This window comes from Teredinibacter sp. KSP-S5-2 (assembly GCF_032773895.1).
In the GTDB taxonomy this organism is placed as follows: domain Bacteria; phylum Pseudomonadota; class Gammaproteobacteria; order Pseudomonadales; family Cellvibrionaceae.
The window spans coordinates 4,557,139-4,573,213 of the sequence record NZ_CP120416.1; the positions used below are offsets into that span (position 1 = coordinate 4,557,139).

Here is a 16,075-nt window from a genome sequence, read left to right on the forward strand (position 1 = left end):
TATCTCTTCAATAATTAAACTTAGTCTTGTTGATACCCTAGATGATTCAGTATCCCATCCAACTCATCCAGACTATTGTATTTAAGCACCAACTTTCCTTTACCTTTTGCGGTATGTTGAACAATTACCGGCACACCAACATGTTCACCAAGACCTTCTTCAAGGTGCTTCAAATCTGAAGTCACTGAAGGTTTCTCTTTACCCTGTTCTGCATTATGTGCCGACCGGGCTAAAGCTTCTGCCTGCCGAACAGATAGGCCTTTTGCCACGATTTGTCTGGCAACACTGCGTTGATGTTCTGGTTCTAATGTGAGTAAGCAACGTGCATGCCCCATTTCCAGATCACCATGTTCCAACATGGTTTTGATTTCGTCGCCCAAATTTAATAAGCGGAGTAGGTTGGTGACCGCAGTGCGGGATTTGCCAACCGCATCGGCAACCTGTTGTTGGGTCAGTTCAAATTCATCTTGCAATCGCTTAAGCGCAACGGCCTCTTCCATGGGATTCAAATCTTCCCGTTGGATATTTTCAATAAGCGCCATTGCGATTGCGGTTTCGTCAGGTACATCCCGAATAACCGCGGGTATTTTGGCAATTCCAGCTAGCTGGGTTGCACGCCAACGACGCTCACCAGCAATAATTTCGTATTTGGTATGACCATCTTCTTTGCCAATGGGGCGTACCACTATAGGTTGCATCACGCCCTGGCTTTTGATGGATTCTGCCAACTCTTCCAGCGCTTCCTGGTCCATGTCCCGGCGGGGCTGGTATTTACCCCGTTGCATGTATTCAACTGGAATATCTTTTAGCACGCTGTCTTCAAGTACCGAAGCGTCAGCTGCGACTTCAGTGGCCGCTTTGATCGCATCAACCGGGTCAGATCCTTTGTTTGCTCCGGTCAATAGTGCATCCAACCCTCGACCGAGCCCTTTTCTTTTTACCATTTTGAATCCTATAAGAGGAAAACTGTGAAATTATGACTTTAAAGGATAGTACCTGGAACCAGCAGGTACGACTCAATTAGCTGGCTGTTGCCAGTTCTTGCATTGCGGCTTCATTCCGACGAATGATTTCACCGGCCAGGGCAATGTAGGCCAACGCGCCTTTCGATTGGCGATCGTAAGTGATAACCGGTTGGCCAAAGCTGGGCGCTTCCGCCAAACGCACATTACGTGGCACGCAGGTTCGATAAACACGATCACCAAAGTACTCAGCCAGCTGTGCTGACACTTCACCTGTCAGAGTATTGCGCGGATCGTACATAGTACGAAGCAGGCCTTCAATCTTCAGATTAGGGTTGAGCACGCTTTGAATGGTGTTAATTGTGTTAACAAGCGCCGATAGACCTTCCAACGCATAGTACTCACATTGCATAGGAATAATGACACCATCACAAGCCGTGAGCGCATTCACAGTCAGCATATTCAGCGATGGCGGGCAGTCGATCAATATATAATCAAACTGTTCTCTTACTGTTTTTAGCACGCCAGCCAAACGGTGTTCTTTGTTGTCAATTGACAGCAATTCCACTTCGGCTGCGGTGAGATCCCCATTTGCGGGCAAGACAGCAAAGTGACCTTCAGGCGATTTTTCCAGGGCGTTTTCAATTCGGGTTAATCCGAGCAGAACGTCATATATGCTGTATTCGCAGTCGTTTTTGTCAATACCACTGCCCATGGTCGCATTCCCCTGAGGGTCCAGATCCACAAGCAAGACCTTTTTCTTGGTAGCAGCAAAAGACGCGGCAAGATTCACACAAGTTGTGGTTTTGCCCACTCCCCCTTTTTGATTTGCGATTGCGTATATTTTTCCCACAGCGTTGCCCATAACAATAAGTTTTATTGGATTTTTTCCTGCCGAATCAAGACCATGTGTCGCTCGCCCTCTAAACCGGGAACATCGAGAGAGTGGCAGGTTTCGACGATATAGTGTTTCGCCAATACGCTCAACTCGTCTGTCGGGAACACACCTTTCATAGCCATAAAACGGCCTTCGGAGTTGAGCAGATGATGCGTAGCTTCCACCATATCGCTGAGACTGGCGAATGCCCGACTTAGTACGCCATCGTAGCCTGTTTCAGGGTTAAACGATTCTACTCGACGGTTTTCGACTTGAACATTCTCAAGTTGCAGTGCTTGTTTAACCTGAAACAAGAAACGCATTTTTTTCCCCGCCGAATCCAGCAACGTGAAATGCTTATCGGGAAACACGATCGACAAGGGAATTCCCGGCAGTCCACCACCGGTGCCTACATCGATATAGCGGTTTCCGGGCAGTTTGGCCAGAATGTTAACAATACTCAAACTGTCCAACAGATGTTTTGTCAGCATCTGTTCCGGGTCACGGATGGCTGAAAGGTTGTAAGCCTTATTCCACTTTGCAAACAAGGAAAGATAGTCCACCAATTTGACTTGAGCTGCATCCGTTAGCTCAACGCCCATCGCTTCAGCCCCTCGGGTCAAAGCACGAACCAGCTGGTCGTATTGTATAGAACTTATCTCACCCACTAGTTAATAACTACCGACTCGGTTGAATTTTGCGTTAATGAAACGTTTTTCAGTAAACCGCGCTTCTTAAGGTAGATCAATATCAGAGAAATCGCTGCAGGTGTTACTCCGGGAATGCGCGAAGCCCTGGCTAATGTGCTAGGTCGAGCTTCACTTAACTTCTGTTTTAGCTCGTTTGATAACCCTTCGACCGAAGCATAGTCAAAGCTTTCGGGTATCGCGGTTTGTTCATGCTGACGTAATCGAGCGATCTCTTCGGATTGTCGGTCAATGTACCCGGAATATTTGGCTGCAATCTCTACTTGTTCTGCCACTTGTGGGTCTGAAACTACTTCGCCTTTCAACGAAGCAATGTCTTCATACCCAAGTTCGGGCCGCTTGAGCAAGTCCATCATCGAGTATTCCCGAGCCAACGGGGCGCTCAATTTAGGCTCGAGTTGTTTGGCTTGTTCGCTATTGGCCTGGATCCAGGTGGATTTCATGCGCTGTGTTTCCAGCTCAACAGCTTCGCGTTTTTTACAGAAAGCCTGCCAACGCACATCATCAACTAAACCTAGTTCACGACCTTTTTCCGTTAACCGTGTATCTGCGTTGTCTTCCCGCAGCAATAAACGGTATTCCGCACGACTGGTAAACATTCGATAAGGTTCTTTCGTGCCGTTAGTGATCAAGTCATCAACCAATACCCCGATGTAGGCTTGATCTCTTTCCGGGCACCAGGGGTCTTTCTCTTTGACTTTCAGCGCGGCGTTAGTACCCGCCAGCAAACCTTGTGCACCAGCCTCTTCGTACCCGGTTGTCCCATTAATCTGGCCAGCAAAGAATAAGCCCTCTATGACTTTGGTTTCCAAGCTGTACTGAAGGTCCCGAGGGTCAAAAAAGTCATACTCGATGGCGTATCCTGGTCGTGAGATATGCGCATTTTCGAAGCCTTTGATAGAACGGACAAACTGTAACTGAATATCAAACGGCAAACTGGTGGAGATCCCGTTCGGATATAGCTCATGGGTGGTCAATCCTTCGGGCTCGATAAAAATCTGATGGCTTTCCTTATCGGCAAAACGATTGATTTTATCTTCGATGGAAGGGCAGTATCTTGGTCCAACGCCTTCGATAACACCAGTAAACATTGGAGAACGATCAAAACCGGTTCGAATAATATCGTGGGTTTGCGTGTTGGTATGCGTAATCCAACAACAGGTCTGGCGCGGGTGATCGGCTACACTACCTAAAAAGGACATAACCGGAGTCGGGGTTTCTCCCCATTGTTCCTGCAGCTCATCGAAACATACTGAGCGAGCATCAATACGAGGTGGCGTACCGGTTTTCAACCGATCCACTCTCAACGGTAACTCACGTAAACGGTCAGCCAATGCTATCGAAGGCGGGTCACCAGCTCTTCCCCCTGCATGATTTTCCAGCCCGATATGAATTCTGCCACCGAGGAAAGTCCCAGTTGTTAGTACCACAGCCGGGGCAAAAAATTTAACCCCCATTTGGCTGATTACGCCTTCAACTTTGCCACCTTCGACAATCAGGTCATCAGCGGCCTGCTGAAAAATAACCAGATTTTCCTGATTTTCCAATATACCGCGAACAGCTGCTTTGTATAACACCCGGTCGGCTTGTGCTCGAGTGGCTCTAACTGCAGGCCCTTTACGGCTATTTAAAACACGAAATTGAATACCGCCTTTATCTGTGGCGGTCGCCATTGCGCCTCCCAAAGCATCTATTTCTTTTACCAGATGGCTTTTGCCAATACCGCCTATGGCTGGATTACAACTCATTTGTCCAAGGGTTTCGATATTGTGGGTCAGAAGGAGTGTTTTACAGCCCATACGTGCGGCAGCCAGACAGGCTTCCGTACCAGCGTGTCCACCACCGATAACAATGACATCAAACCGAGTAGGGTAAATCATAGAGAAAAATGCGTGCTCGCTAGGAGGATGAAATTAAGGGCGGCCATTATAGTGAGAGTTGGTCAAAAAAAGAACTGTATTTAAATAAATACTCTCTCGTGAGCCGGGTAGTTTACCAAGTTTATTGATGGTTGATGTACTTAAAAAATATATAAGAAAAGTATATATGTGTGTGAATGTTATATAGAGGGATTATGTTTAATGTAAATATTAGGGGCGCGTTTTCCTGTGAATAAGGTAATTAAACTTATTTAAATCAATAGGTTACAAGAATGATAACTTATGTAAACACAGTGATATTTACCGATGATAACCTTGTTTTAGGTTGTGTAAAAAAAGGCGGGTTATCCCCATCGGAAATTATGATCAAAAAACAGACTAAAACAGCACACCCTTTGTGACCAAGATATTTCACTTAGTTTACAGGTCCTACTCACACCTTTTTCATTATCACTAATGCTATTTGTAAACTCTGTGGCAAAGCTGTTGAGAAAATGTAGTTATGCTGTTTTAAACCTTTTTGTTTTTGATGCTTTTTTGTTCTCAGGGGAAAAACTGTTAGACAGATGCGGAATTAGCTTGGGTTTTAATCTGAAAAAGCTGTGAATATATGTGGATAAGTTTTTCGAAGGGAGTATCAATAAAAAAATGAAATGGAATTTAGGCACTATTTACCAATGCAGAAACTGGAAAATATTTCTCCGAGTAGATCATCTGCGGTATAGGTACCAGTGATAACTGACAGGCATTCTTGTGCCATGCGAAGGTCTTCGGCGAGTAATTCCCCTGCTGCGAAGGCTTGCAGTTGCTGTTCACCAGCTAAAAGAAATTCTTTGGCTTGTTGTAATGCGTCTATATGACGTCGACGGGCACTGAAACCACCCTCTGTTGTTCCCTCAAACCCCATGACTTGTTTTAAGTGTTGTTTGAGTTGGTCTAACCCGGTGCCGGTTTTGGCTGAGATTTCTATGTGTTGTAGCCGTTGTTCAATGTCGTCAAAGCGAGGCTGAGTTTGGTCGACTTTATTGAATATTACGGTTAATTTCTGTTTAAGGCCTGAGTCTGAATTGGAAAAGAATTCCGGCCAGTGGGCTTTTACATCTGTTTGATCGGGGTCGGTGCTGTCAATCATTAACAGGATGCGATCAGCTTCTGAAATCTCCTGCCAAGCCCTTTCTATTCCTATCTGCTCGACGTGATCGGGGCTGTCTCTTAAACCAGCTGTATCTACTATGTGCAGAGGCATGCCATCGATATGGATGTGTTCGCGCAGGACATCTCTTGTTGTACCTGCGATATCGGTCACTATCGCAATATCTTTTTCTGCCAAGGCATTTAGCAAACTGGACTTACCAGCGTTTGGGCGTCCGGCAATCACGACCTTCATGCCTTCACGCATTAATACACCTTGCTGTGCCTGGTGTAAGGTGGCATCAAGTTGTTGGATAGCATTAGCAAGACGCCCGGATACGACTCCGTCACTTAGGAAATCAATTTCTTCTTCCGGAAAATCGATGGCGGACTCTACATACATTCGCAACTCAATCAACTGTTGTTGAAGTTGATCTATTTTTGCGGAGAACTCGCCTTTCAAAGAATTCAGGGCCTGTTTGGCCGCTTGTTCCGAACTGGCGTTAATTAAATCGGCAATCGCTTCTGCCTGGGTCAGGTCGAGTTTGTCGTTAAGAAAAGCGCGCTCAGAAAACTCTCCTGGTCTGGCAAGTCGTGCACCAAGGGCGACAATTCTTTGTAGTAGTAAATCAAGAATTACCGGACCGCCATGGCCTTGAAGTTCAAATACGTCTTCACCGGTAAAGGAGTGGGGGTTTGGGAAAAAAATTGCAATCCCTTGATCGATAGGCTCATTTTGGCTATCAAAAAAAGGCGAGTAATGTGCGTAACGCGGTTCGGGGGTAAAGCCCAGTATTTCTTCTGCGATTATGAGGGCGTTGCCGCCTGATACACGAATAATACCAACGCCGCCGCGACCAGGGGCGGTCGCAACGGCGGCAATAGTATCTGAGCTGTTAGGGTTAGCCATCACCTTGTTCTATTTTTTTGGTAATTATGTACTGCTGGGTCATAGATAGCAGGTTATTCACAACCCAGTATAGAACCAGACCAGCAGGGAACATCATAAACAGGAATGTGAAAAATAATGGCATAAGCTGCATCATTTTTGCCTGCATGGGGTCGGGTGGTGGAGGGTTAAGTTTCTGCATAAAGAACATGGATGCGCCCATGATCAGCGGTAAGACATAGTAAGGGTCTTTCACACTTAGGTCATGAATCCAAAGCATAAATGGTGCGTGGCGCAGTTCCACACTTTCCATCAGTACCCAATAAAGCGCAATGAACACGGGCATAGGAAGTATCATTGGTAGACATCCACTGACCGGGTTAGCACCTTCTTTTTTATACAGTTTCATAAGTTCGGTGGACATTTTTTGTTTGTCTTCACCGTATCTTTCTTTTAACTCCTGCATTTGCGGTGCAATTTTTCTCATCTTCGCCATTGAGCGATAGCTCACTGCTGAAGGGTAGAAAAACAGTAACTTAATCATCATGGTTAGAATGATGATCGCAATACCCCAGTTTCCAACTAAGCCATGAATAATATCCAACAAGTGGAACAGCGGTTTAGCAATGAACCACAACCAGCTGAAGTCGATGGTGAGATCGAGGTAAGGGGATATTTCTTCCAGGGTTTTAATTGTTTTGGGACCAGCATAGAAGGATGACTTAATCACACCCTGGCTGTTTGGAGCCACTGTTGTTCTTTCTGAAGTAAAACCAAGCAGGTAAATATCTTTACCGCGTGCTTTTCTCAAGTTGTAGTGGTTTGTTGTTTCTGCATCTGGAATCCAGGCACTGATAAAGTAGTGCTGAACCATCGCGACCCAACCACCTGTATGTTCAAACTTAACCGGGTTTTCTTCGAGATCTTTAAATTTGTGCTTTTCGTAATGGGTTTCGGGTGTGGTAGTGGCCGCCCCCAAATATGGCTTCATCCCCATGGACGAGGTTTTGAAGGTGTGGCCATCGCGTTTGATCTGGCCGTAAAGAGCAGCAGACCAGTTTTTATCACTTCGGTTGTCGATGAGGTAGTCCACATCAATCAAATATGAGCCTTTATTAAAGGTAAACCGCTTGGTCAGCGTTACATCACCCTGATCTAAAGTAAGGTCAACCATTAATGAATCTTTCGATTCCGCGAGTGCATATTCTTTTGCTGCAACGGAGAAAAGAGGGCGGCCGTCCCTTCCATCTGTACCATTTGGGCCTATCAAACCTGACTGAGCAACATAAACAGTGCTTTCATTACTATTAAGAAGAATGAAAGGGTTATCCGCTTCATTAAGTTTTGCATAGTGTTGAAGTAGGGCCACTTTAACAATGTCGCCGCCCTTGGTATCAATAAGAACTTCCAGGGTGTCTGTCGTGACCCGAACCAATTGTGGTTGGACTTGTTCAACGACGGGAGCTTGTTCATCGGAACCCGGTTCGCTTGGTATATCCGAAGCATCTGAAGTGCGGGTATCAACTGGGTCGCTGAAGTCTGGTGTTTCAGGTGCGCTAGTCGTTTCTTGTTGTGAAGAAAGTGTGTCCTGATTTGACGTGAGTGCGGCGTTTTGTCTTTCTTGAAATTCATTCCAGCGAATGAACAGGAGAAAGCAGGTAACGACAATTGCACCAATCAGTATGTTACGTATCAAGTTCATTGTTAGCGATAACCGTTTATCATCTATGATTGTTGTTTGTTTTTGGGCATGGGTACAGGATCGTAGCCGCCCTTATGCCAGGGGTTACATTTCAGAATTCGAATGATGCTTAATGTAAGACCTATAATGACGCCACGTTGCTGTATTGCTTGTTCAGCGTAACGAGAGCAAGTGGGTTCAAAGCGACACTGGTTTCCTAGCCAAGGGCTGAGCCAAAAACGATAAAAGCGGATAACAAGCAAAAACGGCAAAGCAGTTAACTTCGTTCGCTCTTTTTGTTCTCTGCGGCTTGTTTGGCAACACGTTTCCATAGCTTATCGAGCATCTTATGGAGTTTGAGGTTAGGTATTTGGTCTGCTCCCCGACGGGCGAGCACTATAGCATCTATTGGGGGGAGTTGTTGGTGTTTCAAACGGAATGATTCGCGAACTATCCGTTTAAAGCGATTTCGATCAACCGCCAAGCGTAGGTTTTTCTTTGCGACCACTAACCCTAACCGGGCATAGCCTCTGTTATTAGGTTTCGCAAGAATCAGGCAATAGCGATCCGACCCACGAAAAGGTGGATTATCGAATACGGGGGAGAAATCTGAAGCGTTGAGTAGACGTGACGCTTTGGGAAACTTAAAGCCGCTGATGGGAGTAGGTGCTTTCAACTGAGAGCCAGTCTCGATGATCGAGTCTGATTCTTGGGTTTTAGGTTGAAAATCCTTGCCGGACACTCCAGCGGCTCAAGCTATATAAGGTATTAAGCGGAAAGACGTACGCGACCTTTAGCGCGACGACGAGCAAGTACCTTACGACCGTTTTTAGTTGCCATACGAGCACGGAAACCGTGAACACGCTTGCGTTTTAGGTTGCTTGGTTGAAATGTTCTTTTCATTTCCAAATTCCTGCAATTTGTTGCCAGTTAAACGAGCGCATTCCTCTATAAATAGAGCACCTTAATAAAAGGGCGTACTACTTAGCGCCGTGAAGAGTACGAAGGACGCGCGATTCTATAGATATTCCTTAAGAAAATCAACGGTGAATCCGAACGGGAAGCAAGGATGATCTCGTCTTTTGTGGAGTTTTTGTTCGATATGTCTGAAGTTAACTTGTATTAAACAATTTCCTAATAGCTTATTAACAGGGTTATCCACAAAAAGACTTGGTTTGGTAATATATTTCTATTCAAATGTTTTATTCATAAAAACGGCGCAAATAGTTAATATTTGTCGGTGCCGTAGGGCTATAGCCCAGATATTGCAAGGCATATAACAAAATTTTATTGAACATTCCTGTGGATAAGATTTTGTTTTGGGAGTAAACTGGCCGGCCATTTTGGTTTTGCTACTAAACTTTTAAGAATGATGGCGCATAAAACAACATATTAAGTTTTTTTATGTTCTCTCCGTTTGTGCCTGTTCTACACTTAAAAACGCCGCGCTAATTTTGCTTTTTTTGGAGTGAATGGAATTGCCTGAATCCACCTGGGAAACCTGTGTTTCCTATTTGCAATCAGAGCTGCCTGCCCAGCAGTTTAATACCTGGATACGCCCGCTAAGAGTCGATAACTCTAGCGAAACTGTGTTGCGCCTTGCTGCGCCGAATCGGTTTGTTTTGGATTGGGTAAACGATAAATACTTATCGAGAATTCAGGAAATTGTTGACCAGCAATCCATGGAAGAGCATCGCACGGTCGAGTTAATGGTGGCTAATCGACAGAACACTACTTCTGGTAATCATTTTCTGGCCAGGCCTATTGCCAATTCACTAGTAGAGACGAACCCTTTCCCTGCAGAGCCACAGCAACAGATTCAGGATCCGGTGGATACTCAATTTTCAACTGATGAGCCTGCTTTCTGCGGTATTAGTACAGAAAGACCTGTGTTAAAAAAACGAAAGAAGACTGAAGATGATTTTGAAGCGGGTGGCGTCTTTATTGATGGTGCTGTGTTATCTGATAATGGGGAAGACTTTAAAAATCAACCGCCTATGGGGCTCTTTAATCGCAAAGAACCTCGTACTGTAAAAGTTGAAACCGAAAGCGGCCCTCAACATAAGCACAACTTAAACCGAAATTTTATTTTTGAAAACTTTGTTGTTGGTAAGTCAAACCAGCTTGGTTTGGCTGCGGCAACGCAGGTGGCTGATAACCCGGGCGGATCGTACAACCCTCTATTTATATACGGTGGCGTGGGTTTGGGGAAAACCCACCTTATGCATGCTGTCGGGAATGAGCTGGTTAAACGCAAACCCGGAGCCAAAGTAGTGTATTTGCATTCGGAACGTTTTGTTGCCGATATGGTTAAGGCGTTGCAACTTAACGCAATCAACGACTTTAAACGTTTTTACCGTTCCGTAGATGCGTTATTAATTGATGATATTCAGTTTTTCGCTGGTAAAGAGCGTTCCCAGGAGGAGTTTTTCCATACCTTTAATGCGCTACTGGAAGGTGGTCAACAAATTATCCTGACGTGTGATCGTTACCCTAAGGAAATTGATGGCCTGGAGGAGAGATTAAAATCTCGTTTTGGTTGGGGTCTGACCGTAGCTATTGAACCACCGGAATTGGAAACGCGTGTAGCAATTATAAAAAAGAAAGCGGAAGAGGTGGATGTTGTCTTACCAAACGATGCCGCTTTTTTTATTGCCCAAAGAATTCGTTCGAATGTGCGAGAGCTTGAAGGTGCATTAAAGCGTGTAATTGCCAACGCGCAATTTACCGGCCGCTCCATTACTGTCGAATTAGTGAGAGAATCGCTAAAAGATCTACTTGCCCTGCAAGATCGTCTGGTAAGTATCGATAATATACAGCGCGTTGTCGCAGAGTATTATAAAATCAAGGTTTCCGATCTGCATTCCAAGCGAAGAAGTCGTTCAGTTGCCAGGCCACGTCAGGTTGCTATGTATCTGGCAAAGGATTTAACACATCACAGTTTGCCTGAAATAGGTGATGTTTTTGGGGGAAGGGATCATACGACAGTTCTCCACGCTTGCCGAAAAATAAAAGAACTTTTGGAATCGGACGCGGATATAAGAGAAGATGTAAAAAACTTGCTAAGAACGCTAACAACGTAAGTTTTTAACTATCGCGCTTGTCTTTTAAATTTGGATCTTAAGAGAAAACACAATGAAATTTTCTGTTTCTAGAGAAGCAATCATTAAACCATTGCAATTGGTAGCGGGTGTGGTTGAACGCCGACAAACGTTACCTGTACTTTCAAACGTATTGGTTGTTTTAGAGGGGAATCAATTATCTCTCACGGGTACCGATCTAGAAGTGGAAATTGTTGGTCGTATTCCGCTTGATGGAGATTACACTGCTGGAGAAATTACGGTCCCTGCTAAAAAGTTTGTGGATATTGTCAGATCTTTGCCCGATGGATCCAATATCGACTTTTCCCTTAAAGATCAAAAGGTTACGATCAAATCAGGTCGTAGTCGCTTTACCCTTTCTACTCTTGCTGCCAGCGAGTTTCCTGCGGTTGAGCAGGGTGCACAGGACATGGTGTTTAGTTGTCCACAAAAAGAGGTTAAGCGCTTAATTGATCGAACTAGCTTTTCTATGGCCCAACAGGATGTTCGTTATTATTTGAACGGTATGTTGTGGGAGGTTCGGCCTGATGCTCTGCGTGTTGTAGCAACCGATGGACACCGCTTGGCAATGTGCACTAGGTCAGTCACTGTGGATGTTAAAGATACCCAGCAGGCAATATTGCCTCGTAAAGGTGTTATTGAGCTTTCGAGGTTGTTGAATGACTCGGAAGACACTGTGGAATTGGTTTTTGGTTCAACGCATATCCGCGCGGTCACTTCTGAATTCACATTCACATCAAAGCTTGTTGATGGGAAATTTCCGGATTATGAGCGTGTGCTTCCTAAGGGCGGGGATAAGATCGTTATAGGCGACAGGGCTGAACTAAAGCAGGCGTTTGCTCGTACTGCAATCTTGTCCAATGAAAAGTATCGTGGTGTGAGGCTTAATTTGGAAACCGGGCAGCTTACTATTATTGCTAACAACCCGGAGCAGGAGGAGGCGGAGGATCAGGTAGCTGTGGATTACACTGGCGATTCGTTGGAAGTTGGTTTTAACGTGAGTTATCTACAGGATGTCGCCAACGTTTTATCTTCCGAAAAAATTCAATTAACGCTTTCCGATTCCAATAGCAGTGTTCTGTTAGAAGAACCTGAAAATTCGGATTCAGCTTATGTAGTAATGCCAATGAGACTGTAGTTTCATTGGTATTCTTCTATCTCTACTACTTCATTGTTAATAACGAGTTGATACGCAGTGCCCTATATATCAAGGCTTAGTATTACTCAGTTTCGAAATATCCTCAGCGCCGACATATCTCCCAGTCCCGACGTTAACTTTATATACGGCGAAAACGGGTCTGGGAAGACAAGTCTTTTGGAATCCATTAGCTACCTCGCTCACGGTCGTTCTTTCCGTACACGTAAATATCGGCAGTTGGTCGGTCGCAATTGTGACAGGTTTGTTCTTTATACCGATGTTGTCGAGCAGGACCAGAAAACCGGAGTGGGGATAGAGCGAGCTCAGAGAGGGGAAAGTAGAACCCGCGCTTCAGGTAGAGCGGTATCCAGTTCTGCAGAGTTGGCTTCGTTGTTACCAATACTTGTGCTAAATACTCACTCTTTTGAATTGCTGGAAGGATCCCCCAAAATACGTCGTCAATACTTCGATTGGTTGGTGTTTCACGTGAAACATCGGTTTGGGCAGTGTTGGAAAGACTATACAAAATGCCTTAAGCAAAGGAATAGTTTGCTCCGATCTGGTAAAATTACCTACCAGAATTTGGAGCCCTGGGACCAGGAGTTAACACGGTTATCCGAACAAATAAGGGAGCTTAGAGCGGATTGTTTACGGGGAGTTGAGGTAGCTTTTGCCGCGATTCTCAGTAGAGCTGCTTCAAGAGTTGGTGCTGGGTTTTCTAATGTTTCTGATATTCAGCTTGTTTATGATCACGGTTGGGATGACGCCAGTACCTTAACCTCGTTACTAGCCGACTCATTTGAGCGCGACAAAAAGCTGGGGTATACAAATATCGGCCCTCATAAGGCGCAGTTTAAGGTGATGTTGGGGAACGCAAACGCGATTGACTATCTATCGCGGGGCCAGCAGAAGGTCATCATAACTGCATTGTTTATGACATTGGCCCGGGTTTTTAAAGACGCTACCTTAAGGTCACCAGTTTTTCTATTGGACGATCTACCGGCTGAGCTGGATGGATCTAATCGAAACCTGATTCAGGATTGGATTAGGGAAATGAATTCCCAAGTGTTTATTACCGGGATTGAGAAAAAGCAACTTCTTGCCGGCTCGTGGTTAGAGAGGCAAGGTAAAGTGTTTCACGTGAAACATGGAACTATAACTGAAGAGCCTCAAGCGATAACTTCTGTTTGATGAAGGGTAGAGCCAGGCGGAATTGAGTCAGTACTATTAGGTAAGAGCAAACCAATGACAGATCAAGAAAATAATTACGATTCTTCCAGTATTAAAGTTTTGAAGGGGTTGGACGCAGTTCGAAAGCGACCAGGCATGTACATCGGTGATACAGATGACGGTACTGGCTTGCACCATATGGTATTTGAGATCGTAGATAACTCTATTGATGAGGCTCTTGCTGGCCACTGCGACGAAATCAGAGTGGTTATTCATCCTGACGAATCTGTTACCGTCTCTGATAATGGTCGTGGTATCCCAACTGAAATGCACGAAGAAGGCGTCTCAGCTGCTGAAGTGATTATGACTGTACTACATGCTGGAGGTAAGTTTGACGACAACACCTATAAGGTTTCCGGTGGTCTGCATGGTGTAGGGGTGTCGGTGGTAAATGCTCTTTCAGAAACCCTAAAGCTAACGATTCGCCGGGGTGGAAATGTTTATGAGCAGGTTTATCATCACGGCGTGCCTGAAAAGCCCCTAGAAATTATTGGTGAGACGGATGTGACAGGTACAGCGGTACATTTCATTCCTTCTCCGGCAACGTTTAATAATATTGAATTCCATTACGATATTCTCGCCAAGCGGCTTAGAGAATTGTCATTCCTTAACTCTGGTGTTCGCATCGTACTGGTTGATGAGCGTACCGCGAAAGAAGAAGCCTACGAATATGAAGGTGGGCTTAAAGCGTTTGTTGAATACCTGAATCAAAACAAAAACCCAATCAATAAAGTAATGCACTTCTCCACTCAGCGTGAAGAAGATGGCGTGGGTGTAGAAGTAGCGTTGCAATGGAATGATAGTTTCCAGGAAAACATCTTTTGCTATACCAATAATATTCCACAACGGGATGGAGGAACGCACCTTGCCGGCTTTAGAAGCGCGTTAACTCGAGGCCTCAATAACTATATCGAGAGTGAAGGTTTAGGAAAAAAAGAAAAGGTGAATACCACGGGTGATGATGCCCGAGAAGGCTTGACTGCGATTATTTCGGTTAAGGTTCCAGATCCTAAGTTCTCATCTCAAACCAAGGATAAGTTGGTATCATCTGAGGTTAAAACTGCTGTTGAGCAGGAAATGGGGCGCTCATTCACTGATTACCTATTGGAAAATCCCGCTGAAGCCAAAATGGTTGTTGGCAAAATGATAGAAGCGGCGAAAGCGAGAGAGGCGGCACGTAAAGCTCGGGAAATGACTCGCCGTAAGGGTGCGTTGGATATCGCTGGTCTACCGGGTAAGTTGGCAGATTGTCAGGAAAAAGACCCAGCATTATCAGAAATATACCTTGTGGAGGGTGACTCTGCAGGCGGCTCTGCAAAACAGGGAAGAGCTAGAAAGACACAAGCCATTCTTCCGTTGAAAGGTAAAATCTTAAACGTAGAAAAAGCGCGTTTCGACAAGATGTTATCCAGTGCCGAGGTGGGAACGCTTATTACAGCATTGGGTTGTGGAATTGGTGCCCAAGAGTTCAATCCAGATAAACTACGTTATCATTCCATTATTATCATGACGGATGCGGACGTAGATGGTTCGCATATTCGTACATTGCTGCTTACATTCTTCTTCCGTCAAATGCGAGAGCTGATTGAACGCGGCCATATCTTTATTGCTCAGCCGCCTTTATATAAAGTGTCCAAAGGTAAACAAGAGCAATACCTCAAAGATGACGAAGCATTAACTGAGTTCCTGACTAACTCTGCGGTAGAAACGACAGAATTACATGTGTCAGAAGATGCGCCCGCACTACCTGGTACGCAGCTTGAAATACTGGTCAAAGACTACCGCAAGGTGAACTCTGTCATTGAGAGACTTTCAAGAATCTACCCTGAAAGCGTTCTAAATGAATTGATCTACTTACCTACATTGACGTCTGAGCAACTTAAGGACGAGGCGAGTGTTAAAGCCTGGGCTGAGTTACTAAAAGAGCGATTGGTACTGATAAACGAGTCATCAAAGACCCATAAATATGAAGTGGAAGTGTCCGAAAATCGGGAACGCCACAGCTTTTTACCCAGAGTGAATATGGTTGCACACGGTGTTTCATCTAGAGTGCGCTTGAATGAGGATTTCTTCGAGTCGGAAGACTACAAAAAAATGCGTGGCTTGGGTGAGCAGCTTGATGGTTTGCTAGATGAAACTGCTTATGTTGCTAAAGGTGAGAGGAAGCACAAGGTTTCTAACTTTGCAGAAGCTCTCAACTGGATCATGGCCGAGTCCAAAAAAGGATACAACATACAACGTTACAAAGGGTTGGGTGAAATGAACCCCGAACAGCTTTGGGAGACGACTATGGATCCAGAAACCCGTCGTATGTTGAAAGTAACGGTAGAAGATGCGATTGGTGCCGACCAGATATTTACCTGCTTAATGGGGGATCAGGTGGAACCGCGTCGTGAATTTATCGAAACCAATGCTCTCGCTGTTGCTAACCTGGATGTCTAATTAAGACCAATATTAAACCTCTGTCCGCTTATTATCA

The 16,075-nt window shown here is 45.0% G+C and carries 13 protein-coding genes; 4 read left to right on the top strand and 9 right to left on the bottom strand.

The window, feature by feature from the left end; genetic code table 11:
• Positions 1 to 20: 20 nt before the first annotated feature.
• The 9 genes from P5V12_RS19455 to rpmH all read right to left on the bottom strand — a co-directional run bounded on the left by P5V12_RS19455 (position 21) and on the right by rpmH (position 9,030).
• The gene (locus P5V12_RS19455; RefSeq protein ID WP_316954742.1) at positions 21 to 944 is read right to left on the bottom strand and encodes a ParB/RepB/Spo0J family partition protein; all 924 of its coding nucleotides are present in this window, start codon (positions 942 to 944) and stop codon (positions 21 to 23) included.
• Between the two features lie 76 nt (positions 945 to 1,020).
• Positions 1,021 to 1,815 carry a ParA family protein gene (locus P5V12_RS19460; RefSeq protein ID WP_316954743.1) on the bottom strand — a complete coding sequence of 265 codons (795 nt, stop codon included), beginning with the start codon at positions 1,813 to 1,815 and terminating at the stop codon, positions 1,021 to 1,023.
• Positions 1,816 to 1,838: 23 nt separating this feature from the next.
• Positions 1,839 to 2,441 (bottom strand): 16S rRNA (guanine(527)-N(7))-methyltransferase RsmG, encoded by a 603-nt coding sequence (gene rsmG / locus P5V12_RS19465; protein WP_316957455.1) that lies wholly within the window; start codon positions 2,439 to 2,441, stop codon positions 1,839 to 1,841.
• Positions 2,442 to 2,506: 65 nt separating this feature from the next.
• Positions 2,507 to 4,426, bottom strand: coding sequence for a tRNA uridine-5-carboxymethylaminomethyl(34) synthesis enzyme MnmG (gene mnmG, locus P5V12_RS19470; protein ID WP_316954744.1), 1,920 nt, complete (start codon positions 4,424 to 4,426; stop codon positions 2,507 to 2,509).
• A 667-nt stretch (positions 4,427 to 5,093) separates the two neighbouring features.
• Positions 5,094 to 6,467 (bottom strand): tRNA uridine-5-carboxymethylaminomethyl(34) synthesis GTPase MnmE, encoded by a 1,374-nt coding sequence (gene mnmE, locus P5V12_RS19475; protein WP_316954745.1) that lies wholly within the window; start codon positions 6,465 to 6,467, stop codon positions 5,094 to 5,096.
• Complete coding sequence (gene yidC / locus P5V12_RS19480) at positions 6,460 to 8,148, bottom strand: membrane protein insertase YidC (RefSeq protein WP_316954746.1); 1,689 nt, start codon at positions 8,146 to 8,148, stop codon at positions 6,460 to 6,462. The genes mnmE and yidC overlap by 8 nt, the downstream gene beginning before the upstream one ends.
• Before the next feature lie 23 nt (positions 8,149 to 8,171).
• Positions 8,172 to 8,459 (bottom strand): membrane protein insertion efficiency factor YidD, encoded by a 288-nt coding sequence (gene yidD, locus P5V12_RS19485; protein WP_316954747.1) that lies wholly within the window; start codon positions 8,457 to 8,459, stop codon positions 8,172 to 8,174.
• Positions 8,405 to 8,869, bottom strand: a complete 465-nt coding sequence (rnpA, locus tag P5V12_RS19490; RefSeq protein WP_316954748.1) for a ribonuclease P protein component — start codon at positions 8,867 to 8,869, stop codon at positions 8,405 to 8,407. The genes yidD and rnpA overlap by 55 nt, the downstream gene beginning before the upstream one ends.
• A 26-nt stretch (positions 8,870 to 8,895) precedes the next feature.
• Positions 8,896 to 9,030, bottom strand: coding sequence for a 50S ribosomal protein L34 (gene rpmH / locus P5V12_RS19495; RefSeq protein WP_316954749.1), 135 nt, complete (start codon positions 9,028 to 9,030; stop codon positions 8,896 to 8,898).
• A 569-nt stretch (positions 9,031 to 9,599) separates the two neighbouring features.
• Between rpmH and dnaA the strand changes: the two genes are divergently transcribed.
• The 4 genes from dnaA to gyrB are packed head-to-tail and all read left to right on the top strand — an operon-like array spanning position 9,600 to position 16,038.
• Positions 9,600 to 11,210 (top strand): chromosomal replication initiator protein DnaA, encoded by a 1,611-nt coding sequence (dnaA, locus tag P5V12_RS19500; RefSeq protein WP_410483304.1) that lies wholly within the window; start codon positions 9,600 to 9,602, stop codon positions 11,208 to 11,210.
• Positions 11,211 to 11,262: 52 nt separating this feature from the next.
• Positions 11,263 to 12,366: a DNA polymerase III subunit beta gene (dnaN, locus tag P5V12_RS19505; protein WP_316954750.1), complete on the top strand. Its 1,104-nt coding sequence runs from the start codon at positions 11,263 to 11,265 to the stop codon at positions 12,364 to 12,366.
• A 57-nt stretch (positions 12,367 to 12,423) separates the two neighbouring features.
• Positions 12,424 to 13,557: a DNA replication/repair protein RecF gene (gene recF, locus P5V12_RS19510; protein WP_316954751.1), complete on the top strand. Its 1,134-nt coding sequence runs from the start codon at positions 12,424 to 12,426 to the stop codon at positions 13,555 to 13,557.
• Between the two features lie 54 nt (positions 13,558 to 13,611).
• A complete protein-coding gene (gyrB, locus tag P5V12_RS19515; protein WP_316954752.1) occupies positions 13,612 to 16,038 on the top strand; it encodes a DNA topoisomerase (ATP-hydrolyzing) subunit B in 2,427 nt (808 codons plus the stop codon).
• Positions 16,039 to 16,075 lie beyond the last annotated feature (37 nt).

Coding starts and splice junctions, on each gene's coding strand:
- P5V12_RS19455 (WP_316954742.1), bottom strand. CDS start 944: ATGGTAAAAAGAAAAGGGCTCGGTCGAGGGTTGGATGCACTATTGACC.
- rsmG (WP_316957455.1), bottom strand. CDS start 2,441: ATGGGCGTTGAGCTAACGGATGCAGCTCAAGTCAAATTGGTGGACTAT.
- mnmG (WP_316954744.1), bottom strand. CDS start 4,426: ATGATTTACCCTACTCGGTTTGATGTCATTGTTATCGGTGGTGGACAC.
- mnmE (WP_316954745.1), bottom strand. CDS start 6,467: ATGGCTAACCCTAACAGCTCAGATACTATTGCCGCCGTTGCGACCGCC.
- yidC (WP_316954746.1), bottom strand. CDS start 8,148: ATGAACTTGATACGTAACATACTGATTGGTGCAATTGTCGTTACCTGC.
- yidD (WP_316954747.1), bottom strand. CDS start 8,459: ATGGAAACGTGTTGCCAAACAAGCCGCAGAGAACAAAAAGAGCGAACG.
- rpmH (WP_316954749.1), bottom strand. CDS start 9,030: ATGAAAAGAACATTTCAACCAAGCAACCTAAAACGCAAGCGTGTTCAC.
- dnaA (WP_410483304.1), top strand. CDS start 9,600: ATGGAATTGCCTGAATCCACCTGGGAAACCTGTGTTTCCTATTTGCAA.
- dnaN (WP_316954750.1), top strand. CDS start 11,263: ATGAAATTTTCTGTTTCTAGAGAAGCAATCATTAAACCATTGCAATTG.
- gyrB (WP_316954752.1), top strand. CDS start 13,612: ATGACAGATCAAGAAAATAATTACGATTCTTCCAGTATTAAAGTTTTG.